9 protein-coding genes are annotated in these 14,686 nt (G+C 43.4%); all 9 read right to left on the minus strand.

The genetic code is table 11. The annotated features are described in order from the left end of the window. Positions 1-53: 53 nt before the first annotated feature. The 9 genes from ACYVAA_RS06440 to ACYVAA_RS06480 all read right to left on the minus strand — a co-directional run bounded on the left by ACYVAA_RS06440 (position 54) and on the right by ACYVAA_RS06480 (position 14,678). Positions 54-3,182 carry a SusC/RagA family TonB-linked outer membrane protein gene (locus ACYVAA_RS06440; protein WP_460539680.1) on the minus strand — a complete coding sequence of 1,043 codons (3,129 nt, stop codon included), beginning with the start codon at positions 3,180-3,182 and terminating at the stop codon, positions 54-56. Positions 3,183-4,245: 1,063 nt separating this feature from the next. Next, on the minus strand, positions 4,246-6,324 hold the full coding sequence (locus tag ACYVAA_RS06445; RefSeq protein WP_460539683.1) for a glycoside hydrolase family 127 protein: 2,079 nt from the start codon (positions 6,322-6,324) through the stop codon (positions 4,246-4,248). Between the two features lie 370 nt (positions 6,325-6,694). Continuing rightward, positions 6,695-7,294, minus strand: a complete 600-nt coding sequence (locus tag ACYVAA_RS06450) for an alkaline phosphatase family protein (protein ID WP_460539685.1) — start codon at positions 7,292-7,294, stop codon at positions 6,695-6,697. Between the two features lie 414 nt (positions 7,295-7,708). Beyond that, positions 7,709-9,838 carry a xanthine dehydrogenase family protein molybdopterin-binding subunit gene (locus ACYVAA_RS06455; RefSeq protein WP_460539687.1) on the minus strand — a complete coding sequence of 710 codons (2,130 nt, stop codon included), beginning with the start codon at positions 9,836-9,838 and terminating at the stop codon, positions 7,709-7,711. Positions 9,839-9,851: 13 nt separating this feature from the next. Further along, the gene (locus ACYVAA_RS06460; RefSeq protein ID WP_460539728.1) at positions 9,852-10,313 is read right to left on the minus strand and encodes a (2Fe-2S)-binding protein; all 462 of its coding nucleotides are present in this window, start codon (positions 10,311-10,313) and stop codon (positions 9,852-9,854) included. Positions 10,314-10,489: 176 nt separating this feature from the next. After that, positions 10,490-11,137 carry a bifunctional 4-hydroxy-2-oxoglutarate aldolase/2-dehydro-3-deoxy-phosphogluconate aldolase gene (locus ACYVAA_RS06465; protein ID WP_460539689.1) on the minus strand — a complete coding sequence of 216 codons (648 nt, stop codon included), beginning with the start codon at positions 11,135-11,137 and terminating at the stop codon, positions 10,490-10,492. Then, on the minus strand, positions 11,127-12,077 hold the full coding sequence (locus ACYVAA_RS06470; protein WP_460539691.1) for a 2-dehydro-3-deoxygalactonokinase: 951 nt from the start codon (positions 12,075-12,077) through the stop codon (positions 11,127-11,129). Before ACYVAA_RS06470 ends, ACYVAA_RS06465 begins: the two co-directional genes overlap by 11 nt. Beyond that, positions 12,074-13,528 carry an aldehyde dehydrogenase family protein gene (locus ACYVAA_RS06475; protein WP_460539693.1) on the minus strand — a complete coding sequence of 485 codons (1,455 nt, stop codon included), beginning with the start codon at positions 13,526-13,528 and terminating at the stop codon, positions 12,074-12,076. The genes ACYVAA_RS06470 and ACYVAA_RS06475 overlap by 4 nt, the downstream gene beginning before the upstream one ends. Next, positions 13,500-14,678 carry a mandelate racemase/muconate lactonizing enzyme family protein gene (locus tag ACYVAA_RS06480; RefSeq protein WP_460539695.1) on the minus strand — a complete coding sequence of 393 codons (1,179 nt, stop codon included), beginning with the start codon at positions 14,676-14,678 and terminating at the stop codon, positions 13,500-13,502. The genes ACYVAA_RS06475 and ACYVAA_RS06480 overlap by 29 nt, the downstream gene beginning before the upstream one ends. Positions 14,679-14,686: the final 8 nt, after the last annotated feature.

A 14,686-nucleotide genomic window follows, 5' to 3' on the forward strand; every position in this document is an offset into this window, starting at 1 on the left:
ATTTTAATTTTTAACCATCAAGGGACTTACTTCTTCATAATTTATGCTACCTCTTAGAAGGTAAAATTGAAACCTAATGAGTAAGTCCTAAGTGTAGGATAAGTGGCCAGACGGAAATCATTATAATCCCCGATTTCTGGATCCAGCCCTAAATCATAGACTTCTGAAAACATCGTCAAAAGATTAAACCCTCTCGCATATACTTTCAAGTCACCAAATTTTATTTTATCCCTTCCGAAGGTGTAAGCCAATTGGACTTCTTTCAGACGGACAAAAGAGGCATCTCTGAGCCAGAAATCTGCTCCTTGAAAATTGTCGGGGGTATTTTGATTTCCACTATACGGATCTCCAGCAGCAAATGCCCTCGGGTACCTGGCACCTCTATTATCAGGCGTCCATCGATCATTGTACATAAACTCAGGTCTTGCTCCCTGCTGCTCAAAATAAACCAGCATTTTAGCCTGCGCTTGGCCTTGGAATAAGAAGTTAAAATCAAACCCCTTATATTTCACACCACCATATAAGCCAAATTGGGATTTAGGAATATTGGAAGAATAAGCACGTATTCTATCATTGGAATTGATTACTCCATTACCATCTGTATCTAGATAAATCGGTTCCCCTTCAACTGTGCCTGGCTTCTTCACCTCAGTAGAATTCACCTGTTCCTGATCCCTGAAGATACCTGCTGTAGGATACACGATATAAGAATCCATTGAATGGCCTTCCTGCTTTCTCCACTCAGGAACGTCAGCTGCCTCATCCATGTAGACAATCTCGTTATTCACATGGGTGTAGTTGGCACCAACATTGTATTCTACTTCGCCAACTTGATCATTCCATGAAAGTTCAAATTCCCATCCAAAATTATCCACCTTACCCAGGTTTTCCTGAGGAAGGGTCAAACCGGCTGCGTCAGGGATAGAAGCATTTCTTCTAATCAGGATATTATTCCTTTTCTGATAGAAGTAATTAACATCACCATACAACTTGTTGTTCAAGGTCAAAAAGTTAATTCCTATGTTTTTAATATCGGCCACTTCCCAAGTAATGTCGGGGTTAGGAACGTTGGCTGGGGTGTAACCATTCTGTCTGACTCCAGGAGTACCAAAAATATAATAATTTGGCTGTGGAGCATCCGCATTCCCCCCGTAATTATACCTTGTAAGGTACTGAAAAGGTGGGATCCGGTCATTTCCCATTTTTGCCCATGAAGCTCTTAGTTTAAGGGCGTTGACCCATTTAGACACGCCTTGCATAAATTCCTCGTTACTCAGCGACCACGATGCGGCTATACCTGGGAAAGTACCGTATTGATTTCCCTTTCCAAAATTACTGGACCCATCCCTTCGCAGGGTAAAATCGATAAAGTATTTCTTGCTGTAATCATAGGACAAAGAACCAAAATAATTAAGTCTGCCCCACTCAGAAGCTGTGCCGTATGACTGCTGCCCTTCATCACTTCCGGCAAACAAATAGGGGTGATCATCCGTAGGAAAATCTCTCCGCTGTGCCCAGAACTGTTCTTCATCAGAACTAAATTTTTCCATCCCCACAAATCCCCGAAACGTATGATCTCCAAAAGTTCTGTCATAATTGATGGTGGAGTTCAGCATTACTTCATTAAATTTCCAAAAGCCCTCCCGCAATATTCTCTTATTACCTCTTTGGGAATAGCCTTGTGAAGGTACGTATTCCTCAGTACCTTCCTGATAGGTATAAACAGTCCAAGGTGTGTACCAGGATTTCTGATTGTTACTCATTTTCCTTACTCCCATAAATCCCTTGATGCTCAAGCCTTCAGTTAAATCATCCAACCTCCAGTCGAAAGAAAATTTGCCCCTCAGGTTATTATCAAAAGTATTGTCAAAACCTGACGCATTGCTTGACATGATATAAGGGTTAGAACCATTTTCTCCTCCCCAAGCCACAAGACCATTGGGATAAACACCTAACTCAGTGGGTAAGTTTGCGTAGATATGTTTGAAAATATATCCCTCATCCACACCGGGTCTGTGCCGCTCCCCGAAACGACCGTTCAGGTCCACACCCAGCGTAAAGTTTTCATGGAGCTTGATGTCAACATTTGCCCTAACTTGATATTGATTAAATTTCAAGTCCCCAGACGCATACATTCCTTTCTGATCAAGATAGTCACCACTTACAAAATAATTCACCTTTTCTGATCCTCCCGAAACCGTTAGAGATGACCTAAACTCAGGAGAATAATTAGCAAAGGTAAGGTCTGCCCAGTCGGTATTGGGGAAGTTAAATGGATCTGCACCTGACCTGTATTGTGCTATTTCATCCTGGGTGAAAGGTTGAGGGGTTCCATTTCTATCAGCTATTTCATTTTGATAATCAGCATACTGTGCTGAACTCATCAACTTCGGCATAACTGAAAAATTGGAAAGGTTGTAGTAAGAGGTCAAACTTATTTTTGGCTCTCCTTTGGCTCCTCTTTTGGTGGTGATTAGAATCACTCCGTTGGCCGCCCTGGATCCATAAATCGCAGCTGCCCCATCTTTCAATACCGTCATGGATTCAATATCCTGAGGTGACAAATGAGAAAAGGAAGCCGCTACAATACCATCGATCAAAATCAGTGGAGAGTTATTGTTTAAGGTGGATTTACCTCTGATTAACAATTCATTATTTCCTGTTTCTCCTGGATATCCCCCTCTGTCCACTACGATCAAACCAGGAACACGGCCTGCCAAGGATTTCTCCAGATCCCTGTTGATGGTTTGTTCAATAACCTTGGAATCAACTGTACTCACTGATCCTGTCACTTCCCCTTTCTTTCTTGTGGTATATCCCAATACTACCACCTCTCCCAGTGAGGTGATGTCTTGGGATAGCGTAACGTCAATGACAGACTGAGTACCAACAGTGATTTCCTGTGAGGTATAGCCCACATAAGAAAAAACCAATATGTCCTCAGGTTGCGCATTAATGCTATAGGTACCATCCAGATCCGTAATTGCTCCTGTACTCGTTCCTTTTACAAGTATACTTACCCCAGGGAGTTCCTCCCCTTCAGCTGAATTTACTTTACCTTTAATGGTAGTTTGCGACCAGCCAATGCACACGACAAATAACATTAGGGCCGTTGTCAACAGGTATTTTGGTACATCCTTTCTTGACAAAAAAGGATGCTTGACATTGTTAATATTTTTCATAACCGTTTTTTATTAAACATGAAATTCTCTTTATTCTAATGGTAAAAGACAGCTGCACCTCTCATTCCGCCTTCATTGCCTACTTTGAGTAACTCCTTTGTTTGCACCTGGTAATTCTTTGATTTCCATCAGTGAATAATCTTAGGAGTAATTAAGCATGACTTTCTTTCCCAAAACCAATTTGGATTAATGGCTTTTAACCAATAAATCTTTTTCTAATTGATGGTGCTGTAAAGCCTCCCGGTGATTGGAACGGGCCTGTTCCTATGAACAAATTGAAGGATTTTGAAGGTATTGGTGCACTGGCTGTACCTTGGATTACTATTTTGTCAGAGTTTATTTTTTATCATAATCGGTTTTTTTGGGTTAATTACACTATTAATCTTTTTGTACCAACGGCCGTTTTCGGTACTTTTTTTCTTTTGAAAGAAACTTCGAGGTTTGGGCAAAGTCTTTTCCATTCATTCTACCTTAAATCAATACCCTGTACTGTGCTTTTTCCTGAAAGATTCTTACTGTTTGTATACTATAAATTACCGACTTTTTGGAGTGGAACTATTCACATTATTTACCCTTGAATTCCAATATTTTACCCCTTTTTATAAAAAACACATATTTTAAAAAACATAGAGAAACACCTTTAAAAACCCCTTTAAATAATTGATAAACAACACATAACCATTAAAACATCAACCAATGTAAAGGAATTACATGGGGTTAAAATCCTGACAACATGATTCTTTTTTAGGCTTAATTCAATAGCCTACAAGTTTGTGCTGTCTGCTTATCATCCAATCCAAAACTCCCCTTGCATGAAAATCCCAGGCCGGAAGCGCCAGGTTTAGTTGCTATCTGACCTAACATATCAAGTGGCCATTGTGCCTGTCGAAGTGAGCCTTTCAAGGAGAGTTTCTTCTGGATAGCTCGTCCTGTTTATTCAGTTAACAAGTGGCCTTATCCCAAAAGAGCGGGCAACTGTCTTAACAGTTAAACCCGCTCTAGCAAATGTTGTGAAACAAGGGTTCTCACAAGTTTACTACCTCAGTATAAGGTAAGCTTAACGCTACTTCCAAACTACAGGTAAGAATACGCTCATTTCTGCATTGCCCCTATTGCTCCAAGCATAATAGGGAACAAATTGGGTGGAATGGGTTTGCCACTCAGGCTTGGCCACTTTTCTGTACATCCCTTCACCTTTGTTTTCTTTCCTGATCAGCACTTCACCCTGGATGACGGATAATCCACCCAAAAAATCCGGACGATATTCTGTTTTCAATAAGGATGGATCTCCATTTACATATACATCCAGAATATTGGTTCCTTTAGGCAAATCTGGAGATTCAGCGCAGTAAACCACCGGACCACGTTTGATGGCCACTTGATTTCTGGTTTCTTCTATCCTAGGATGACCTTCTACAAAAGTGACCTCCATAGGCATATCCATGGTGATCACGTCCCCTGATTTCCATTTCCGTTCGATTTTGGAAAAAGTTCCAGGAACCGCAGTGATGGATTGGTCCCCGTTGATGGTAATAGAGCTTCCTTCAGCCCAAGAGGGTACCCTTAGAATTAACTCAAATGGCTCTTCTTTGCACTCTTCTATGGTAATTTTCACAGCTCCGTCCCAAGGATAATCCGTCTCCTGCTTCAATCGGATTTTGGAGCCGTCCAATAAAGTGGTCTCTAACCTGTTTCCTCCATATAAATTGACAGAAATACCATTACTGGATTTGCTGTAAGCCCATCCTGCAGACTGTGCGATGGTCCTCACCAAATTTGGTGGACAACAAAAGCATTCCAGATAAGGCTGTCGTTCTGGGAACTCCGTGTTCATTTTTTCATAATCCAGCGCACCTTCGATTTTTCGCAGTGGGTTGGAATAATAATAATGGGTACCGTCCATGCTGATTCCTGAAAGGGCACTGTTATGAAGGACCAATTCCATCACATCAGCATATTTGGATTCCCCTTTAACACCCAGCATGCGGTGATTAAACATGGAGTTACAGATATTCGCACAGGTTTCATTATAGGCGGTCAGGTTGGGCATCATGTATTGATCGATAAAGCCCTCCTCAATTTTATCCCTACGGGTCGATGCGCCATAGTGCGTTTGCCCCACGGCTCCTGTCACATACATCTTCCGGTTTACCACGTCGTCCCAAAGTCGGTCAAGGGCATCCACCAAGGCTTGTTCACCTGTTTCAGCATAAACATCCGCAGCACCGGCATAATAATACAAAGCAAGCACTGCATGGCCCACCGCTTCTGTTTCTTCACGCAAAGGCACCCTTTCCTGAACCATATCTCCTATAGGATAGCCTTTGGTGGTAGGATCATCCACTACCTTCGACTTACCGCGCATATTGATAAAGGTCTCTGCCAATTCCAGGTATCTCTTATCCTGGGTGGTACGGTACAGCTCCACCAGACCCATAATCTGGGTCTGATTGAATCCAAAACGCTTGAGACTATCCGGTTGCGGATGAAATAGCTCATACAGGTAATCAGCATGTTTGATGGCAATGTTCAGAAAATTGGTCTTACCCGTTACACGGTGGTGGATACAGGCACTAGTGAGCAAATGTCCACTGTTATATAATTCGTGGTACTTTCTATTGGAAAAAGGATCTATATCTTCCCGGATAATCGCAGGAGTGGACAAATAGCCATCCTCCTGTTGTGCTTTCCCTATGACCTCAATGATTTCATCCAGTTCTTCAATGATTTTTTTATCCTTATTTACCCCATAGATATACATGGAGGCTTCCATCCATTTGTAAAAATCACCGTCGTGCCACCAAAAACCTTTATGTTCTCCTTCCTTTAGACCTGCAGCAATTTTGAAATTATTATAACCATGTCCAATATCCCCTTTCAGAAGGGTTCCCATATGAGGAACCATGACTTCTTCGGCCAGCTTGAACTTGTCCGCCCAAAAACCTTCCGTCCATTGGCAATCTCCAATATCAATACTTTTCAGCCTTACATGGGGGCTGTTGACATTATTGATAATACCACGGCCTTTGGCCATGCTCATTTGGTGCACTTCATGCTGGTCCTTAGCGGAACTAACTTTTCCTTGTGAATAAACATAGCTCATAGATAAGACGCTACAGGCTAGAATTAATATCTTTTTCATTGGTTTAATCTTTTTTTCAAAGTAGGCTTGCTCAGTTCTCTGTTGCCATTATGGTATCAAAGCATTCTAGTGAACAACAAATCCACTTTTGATGGTGAGTTAATTGGGTTGTTACTTTTTGCGTTTATATCATTTACATTCATACAAAAAAAGCACATGTCCAAGGATTCTTATTTATGGATTTTACCTTGAACAAGCATTATTTTACCCTAAGTTTTGTAATAATAAGTCGATAAAGGTTAACTACATACTATTAAGAATAATCCCGTGTCATTTTTATAAGATGGCCTATTACCTGATTTACTCCATCTTAAATGTCTCATAAAAATGGGGCATTTCCATTTTTCACCACTCTTCACCGGTCTTTTCCTCATGAAACCATAGGGGCTGAACATGGCTCCAGCTCCAAAGGCATCAAATATTCCCAAACCACCTCAGATCCCTGGGCCTTCTGTTCGTCATATTTGTTGAGGTATTCCTCAGGAAAATACCTATGGCCGCCTCCAAGGAAACCATAAAAATCATCAAAGCCCCGCTGATTAGGGTGATAAGCTGGCGCAGCACCCAAATGCCATTTTCCTACCAGTCCGGTATAATATCCCGATTTTTGAAGCACTATGCTAATGAAGGTTTCTGATAAAGGCAACCCCTTGCCAATGGTTTCACTGTTTCGGGGCAAATTAAATTGTACGCCATATTCATGGGGATACCTGCCAGTTAAAAAACCGGCTCTGCTGGGGCCACAAAAGGGATGAACCACATAGCCCGAGCTGAGCACAGATCCATTTTGAGCCAGTTGGTCCAAGGCTGGTGTAGGAATGTCCTTTGCTCCATTAAAGCCAACATCCGAATAGCCAAGGTCATCACATAGGATGACCAGTATATTGGGCCGATCATTTTGGGAATAGACAGGGCAGGACACTAAAAGCAGAGCGCCTATCACTATTTTGGAAATAAGAGTAGATTTCATCTATGAATTTATTTTAGGTAGTAATTGACAATTCATTCTTTAACCCCTGATGCCAAGTCTAGCTTTTCGGGTTTAAATAATATTGAGACTGCAACAACTATTGGCTGTTCATCATCTTCCAGAAAATGCATTATGGAGATGTTCCTAAAACCGCTCGAAATTCAACTGACCGGGAAATGGCCCTGCATGATCGTAAAAGTGAACTAACTGAAAAACAGCAGGGACATATTAGTTATAGTTACCCTTTGATCAAGCAATTTTATCTCAAAGTCGATTGGCTGCCCCCTTTCTCGGTGTACTGCATTAAATCCATCACAGTGGCAATTGCGCAACGCTGATTAACCATATTCGCCTTGGGATAGGCATTTACTATCCTTACAAACTCATAAGTCATAGCTGCGCAAATTATGCGTATTAGCCAAAAACCTTCCGGTTCTTGATAAAAGGCTGTTGGAGCAGGCGTACACCTGTGGCTGAATAGATAGCATTGGCCAAGGCGGGGCCAGCAGGTGGCAGAGAGGGTTCACCCAAGCCCGTAGGAGCCAGATCGCTTTCCACAAAATGAACCGCTACGATGGGAGTTTCTTTCATTCTTATTAAGCGGTATTTGTCAAAGTTTTTAGCGGTAGGCCGCCCGTCCTCAATAGTAAAATCTCCATACATGGCATGACCTATTCCATCAATTATCCCCCCGGCTATTTGGTTTTGGGCTCCCAGTGGATTTACCACTATCCCACAGTCCACCACACAGACCACACGCTTGATTTCTGGGATTTCTTGATTTAAAACCACTTCCACTATTTCAGCCACGTAGGTATCATGACTGAAATAGGCCGCAAACCCTTGGAAAACCCCTTTCGGTGCATTCCCCCAATGGGCCTTTATTGCCACTTCGCGGATCACGGTAGCCAGTCTTTCAGGTGAATACTCCAATTGCCCATTACCGGTGGATTGCGCTTTTTGAAGCAATGACAATTGAAAATCAATCGGATCCATATTTAGATCAGCTGCCAATGTATCAAAGAAGCACTGCTCCGCAAAAGCTATGGAATTGCCTTGAGGTGACCTCCAGGCCCCGGTAGGAATTTCAGTTTCGGTCTTGACACTTTCAATTCTTATATTCTCTATGGCTCCCGTTGGGAAATGAGTGGCAAATCCTTTGTTAAAGCTCAAATTCCCTACTTGCCTAAGCTTATACCCTATTACCTTATTGTCCTTTATCGCGGCTCTCGCTTGGTAATTCAGCGCTGGCCGATAAATTCCTCCACACATATCGTCTTCTCGAGAGTACACTAATTTTATGGGATTTTGGGCGATTTCGGATATGGCCGCAGCTTCCACAGCGTAATTTCCAAACAGCCTCCTTCCAAAACCACCGCCAATTCTGGTCATCTCCAAACTGATCTCATTGACATCCCTTTTTAAATATTTTGCTACCCGGTTGACCGCATTTTGTGGGGTCTGAATAGAACCTGCCAGTTTTACAACATCGGCTCTCACATCGGCAAAAAAATTCATGGGCTCCATACAGCTGTGGGGTAGATAGGGTGTTTCATAAGTCTGCACCACTACCTTGTCTGCCATTTCAAAAGCCCTGTCAACATCACCTGTGGCGTGGACCGAGGTATATTCACCTTCCCGTAATAAGCGGAGAAACGTCTTGTTCTCTTCCTTAGAAAAAGGTATTTGTCCGGTTGGTTCCCACTTACACAGAACTTGTTTGGCGGCTTTCATTGCAGTAAAAGTATCCTCGGCTGTGATGGCCACGTTATTTTCCTTAAATGCAAAGACATCCACCACTCCGGGGATTTCCTTTGCCGAAGAAGCATCAAAAGAAGCCAAGGTATATCCGAAAGGGGCTCGTATCATGCAGGCGTAGAGCATTCCTTCTTGTTTGTAATCTATGCCAAACAAAGGTTTTCCAAGCGCTATTTTTTTACTGTCAACATTATAAATGGCCTTACCGATAATCTTAAAATCTTTGGGGTTCTTTAAGGAAACGTCTGATGGGACTTCCATCACCGCAGCCTCATTGACCACTTCTCCTATTCCCAGTTTATCCCCCTTATGATTACTGATGATTCCCTCCTCTATGGTACAAGTTTCCGGAGGTACACCCATACGGGCGGCGGCGGCATTGATCAACATTTGCCTTGCCGTCGCCCCCACTTGACGCAAGGGTATCCAGGACATTTTTACGGATGTACTACCAGCTGCTATTTGCCGCTCATAAGCGGAAGGATCCAAATGGGCCTGCTCTACCCTTACCTTGTCCCAAGACACGCACAGTTCCTCAGCGATCAGCATCGGCAAGGTGGTCTTCACCCCTTGACCGATCTCGGGATTCGGAGAAAATAGTGTAACCACCCCATTATCAGCAATTTTTATAAAAGCATTGAAATCCCTGTAATCCATAAGCGCCAAATCCTCGGGCATAGTAACAGACTGCTTGCAACTTGTAAAAAAGTTAAAACCAATAAGCATTCCCCCAGCACTTAGGCCTGACACCTTAAGAAAACTTCTTCTGTCTATCTTCTCTTTCATCAGTGGTCGTTATTTAACGTAATTTTTTGGCTGCTTTGGCCACTGCTTTTTCTATCCGGTTATAGGAAGCGCAACGACAGATATTTCCATGCATCGCATTTCTAATTTCCTCAGATGTTGGGGAAGGATTGTTATTTAAAAAAGCTGAGGCAGTCATTATTTGCCCTGCCTGACAATATCCACACTGGGCCACGTCTTCCTCTATCCAGGCTTCCTGCACTGGGTGCAGCCCTGATCCGCCAAGGCCTTCAATAGTGGTAATCTTCTGATCACCAATTTGAGATACCGGATACACACAACTACGTATCGCTCTACCCTCAATATGGACAGTACAGGCACCGCACATGGCCATGCCACAGCCAAATTTGGTACCAAGAAGGTTCAAATGATCACGAAGCACCCACAGCAAAGGTGTATCTGGACTAACATTAAGGTGATAGGGCTTTTTATTAACAGTAAGGGTAAACTTTGCCATAATTGCCTGTTGTATTTTAAACATTGATAAGGCTATTTTCTAAAAACAACCTTTTCTAATCAAACTAGTAATCAGCTATTTAACATCTAGTAGTTAAGAAACGAACTAGTTTGACTGAATCCGGATTTTGCCCTGTCGGCCACCAGGTTTTAGCTGTAATCTTCCAAATATCCTGTCTATTGCACCAATTCAGGAATTTCACTTTTTATCGCCATGAAGTGCCCCTTTAAGCTTTCTAAATCACCTGATTCAATCAAGTGCTTCACAAACAAGGAACTTCCCATCCCCACACCTGTGGCTCCTGCCTCGAAAAAAGACCGGATATTGTCCAAGCTCACCCCTCCGGTAGGTAATAGTTTGATGTTGTCCAGCGGGGCAGAGACGTCCTTGATAAACTGGACCCCTAATTGGGTAGCTGGAAATAATTTAACGGCGGATGCTCCCAAATGCCAGGCACGATAGATTTCAGTAGGAGTATAAGCACCTGGGAAAATCGGAATTTGCTGTTGAACGGATAGTTTGATCACCTCCTCATCCATAATGGGGGTTACGATAAATTGAGCACCTGCAATAAGTGCCCTTTGCAAATCATCCAAATTACAAACTGTACCTGCCCCAACATTCAATTCCGGGAACTCTTCCCTTAAATCTGCAATGATCTTTTCAGCTCCAGAGGTGTTCATCGTGACCTCTAGGGTATAAAGTCCTGCCTCCATGTACACTCGGGCTATCTGCCTTATGGTGTCATGGTCCATTCCTCGAATAATACCTACAATAGGAGTCAAATGGTACCTATCCCAAGAAAATGATGTTTTACTTCCCATGAATTTTTAAAATTTTACGTTGACCTTTCAACAAAGCCCCCTCCAGCATAGCACCGTTAAACAGGGACAGCTGCTGGGAGGAAAGCCAGGTTTCAAGCCCCATTTGATAAAGACTGAACAAGGGAGCAGGTGCTGCCAGGAAAACCTTCCCCTTATAATTTTTTAAATAGGAAATTTCATCACCTATCAGCATACCACTCAAATAAAAATAATTGTCTTCCTTTTTGTATTTGCCAATGATATCCCTGGCCCTCACGGAGAATAAATTGGCCATAAGCCGGCCTTTTAGCCCCACCTGAAGTCCTTCATGAAAAGCAGCCTCGCTTTCTTTGCTCCACTCACCAGGAATAACAGAACTGCTCAGAATGCTTCTTTTGATCAAAACTTCAAAAAGCTCTCCCGTCAAATAGGTGGTCAGATCCTGGAATATTCCCTGCTTGAAGGCTATATGCTTGCTATGCGTCCCGGGCAATAAAAGCACCCCTTCGGAATAGGCGCCTAAATTTTCCCCTAAACCGATAGCCTGCACTTCCTCACCCCGCATCATTCCCGAATTACCCTTCACTCCTGATATCAATAGCATATCCTGCTTCTCACGCAAAGGAATCCGCTTGCATAGGAGCTGCTCTCCACTACTATCAAAAGGAAAAATGCCATAAGCCAGCTCACAGAGTCCCATATTAGAGGAAGCCATTCCTGCTGCAACCACCGGGTGATGCTGGTGCTCTGTAGGGAGTTCTTTTATCTGCTCGATAAGATAGTGGCTGTAAAACTGACGCTGGTCCATGGCTTTTTGGGCCAGGAATTTTTCATAAACCGCTTTGACGCCTTGATCTGTTTTATATTCCTCAACCACTTTCAGGGAATCTGTTTCCACGAGTTTTAACCTGAAATTGGTCGTTCCCCAGTCACAGCTAATAAAATACTTGGGCAGACTCATAAGTGATTTAGCGCTTTGGTGACCCTCTTTTTGATCAAATAATCATCCAGCGCATAAGTAGAGCAATCCACACCAATACCGCTGTTCTTAATGCCTCCATGCGGGAGATAAATATCAAATTTCAAACCGTTGAGGTGTACTTCGCCAAATTCCAATTTCTCGGTAAAATAAGCCAGTTTATTCTCATCCTTGGAGTACACATAGGAAGCAAGTCCGGCTTCAGTATCATTGGCCATGTCAATCACCTCCTCCTTAGTGGAGAATGGAACAATAATGGCCACCGGACCAAATATTTCATGCTGTAAAATATTGGCCTTTTTATCGTCCAAACGAATGACAGTAGGCTGAAAGAAAAATCCTGAGCCATTAATGGGATTTCCCCCGTATGCCAATTTACCTCCCTGTTTGATGGCTTCCTGAACGATGCCTTGTACTTTTTCCACAGAACGTCGGTTGGTCAGCGGTCCCATATCCGGCTGGTTTTCCCGGCCAAAACCCACCTTGGTACTGGAAAACTTTTCCACCATGCCTTCGGTAAACTCCTCGATCACCGATTCATGGACAAAGAACCGGTTAGGCGCAACACAGATCTGGCCGGAATTGCCGACTTTCAATGCGGCCCCATGGCTGATGGCCAATTCAAGATCCGCATCATCAAATACGATGAACGGGGCATTGCCACCACATTCCATACTGTACCTTTTGATCGAAGTCTTGCTGCTTTGTCCAATAAGCTTTTGGGCAGTTTCCGTAGAGCCTATCATCGTGATCAGTTTAGGGATTTTGCTCTCGCAAAGGGGGATCCCTACATTCTCCAGATCTCCACAGATTACTGTAATGACACCCTTCGGAAAATTAATTTCTTCGCAGACTTCGGCGATGATATAGGCCGAAAGTGGTGAAAATTCCGATGGTTTTAAAATGATGCTGCAGCCGGCGGCCAAGGCAGGTCCCAGTTTGAAGCCTAGATTAAGCAAAGGGAAATTATAGGCCAAAAACGCCACAGCAACTCCCAAAGGTTGGGAAATGATACGGTGCTCATGGGTTCCCTCCCGGTCCGCCAAGGGAATATCTTCCCTCTTTTTGATCTCTTCGGAATAGTACTGCAGCGAATTGGTAATACTGGTCAAGTCCTCTTCGGTGCCCTCCCAGGTTTTGCCCATTTCATACATAATGCTCTCCCGAAGTAAATCACCCTTTTCGAGCAGCTTGTCCCTTAGCTTGGATATCCATTGTAACCTTTCTTCCAAACCAATTTTTGACCAATGTTCAAACCCCTTTTGTGCGGTCAGTAGTGCTCGTTCTGTATCTTCTTTACTGGCCCAAGCTATACTTGCAATGGCTTGTTCATCCGCAGGGCAGATCACTTCAAAGGAAGCCCCATCGGATGCCTCGGTCAACAGACCATCGATATATAATTTCTTATGGCCGAATTTCAATGCGTTCGTCATCACTTATTTGGTCTCTGTCAATGTATTTTTCTAAAGATGCTGCACACACTTCCACTCCCAATCCCGGGGATTGCGGAATATATAAAATGCCCTCTTTCAATTGAATTTTGTGTTGGGTAACCTCATCCCGTAAAGCATTTTCTGTCCTGTCAAGCTCCATTGTGGGTGGATCGTTGTACATTCTTCCAGGATTTTTGTCCAGGTTGCCGACAAAATGCACCGCCGCACTAATGGCAATCCAGGTACCCCAAGTATGTGGCACTACATCCTTATTATAGGCTTGTGCCAGCACGGCAATTCTTTTAGCCTCCGTTAGTCCCCCTGCGGCACAAATGTCCGGCTGTATAATGTCCACACACTCGTTTTCCAAAAGCCGTCTGAATCCATATTTGAGGTACTCACATTCCCCCCCCGCTATGGGGATAGTAGTTTTTTCCCTCAACCGACGATATCCAACATAGTCTTCTGGTGAAACGGGCTCTTCAAACCAGCCAATATTATATTTTTCCGCCTTTCGGGCCAACTCAATCGCTTCCCTGTAGCTGTAGGCATGGTTGGCATCGATCATCAGTTTCATATCCGGTCCGATGGCCTCGCGAATAGCAGCTATAAACTTGATATCTTCATCAATGCCCAAACCTACCTTCATTTTGGTGGCTTTGAATCCTTGGGATTTGTACAAGAGAGCTTCCTCTACCAATTGCTTTTCCAGATCATCCACTCGGGTAAAGTACAAGCCTGTGGCATAAGGCTCGATGATGGGGTTTTTTACCCCTCCGAGCAAAACAGAAACGGGCTGATCCAATAGCTTGCCCTTGATGTCCCAAAGTGCCACATCTATTGCACTGATGGCAGCCTGCAGGATACCGCTTCTAGCATAATCCATAGAGCGGCGGTACATCTCCTGCCAGAGGCTTTCATGCTCCAGCGCAACTTCTCCTATCAAAAACGGCTTAAAAAACTCAATACCAGCTTTGATCACATTGGCGGGGCCATACCCTTCCCCCCATCCATAGGTACCATCTTCCAGGGTAATTTTCACGATACAGATTTTCCGAGTATCATATTGCCACTGGGAAAAATAAAACGGAGTGTCCAATTGGTGATGGATCACATACGGTTCAATCTTTTCTATCCTTAAATTTCGCATAAATTCAA

The sequence above is a fragment of the Echinicola sediminis genome (genome assembly GCF_054777495.1).